The sequence below is a fragment of the Stenotrophomonas maltophilia group sp. RNC7 genome, assembly GCF_030910085.1.
Taxonomy (GTDB): Bacteria; Pseudomonadota; Gammaproteobacteria; order Xanthomonadales; family Xanthomonadaceae; genus Stenotrophomonas; species Stenotrophomonas sepilia.
The window spans coordinates 1-308 of record NZ_JAVFVN010000099.1 but is presented as its reverse complement, the minus strand read 5'-3'; the positions used below and the strand labels follow the sequence as shown (position 1 = coordinate 308).

General features: G+C 36.4%; 1 protein-coding gene. It reads right to left on the bottom strand.

Going from position 1 to position 308, the window contains the following annotated elements; genetic code table 11:
• A partial coding sequence (locus RCF13_RS00970; RefSeq protein ID WP_308140736.1) for an ATP-binding cassette domain-containing protein occupies positions 1-308 on the bottom strand: 308 nt, incomplete at both ends.

The window sequence follows — 308 nt, the reverse complement described above, 5'->3', positions numbered from 1 at the left end:
CTTTTAAATCAGAGAGGCTTTTCCAAACGTCACGTCTTGCTCTTGCATCTAGGCCCGTTGTCAATTCATCTAAGAAAACAATTTCGGGTTTAGGTATCAGCGCAAGGACAATAAATAACCGTTGTCGTTCTCCACCGGATAATGTACTAACAAAACTTTTCACCTTATGAGCAATACTAAACTCTTTTAATAGATCGTTGTAATTTGCAGTTTCCTTATAAAATGATTGCGTGACTTTACATAATTCACCTACAGTAATTTTCTCCTGGTAGCTTGTTTCTTGAAATTGTACGCCTACCTTTTCAAAT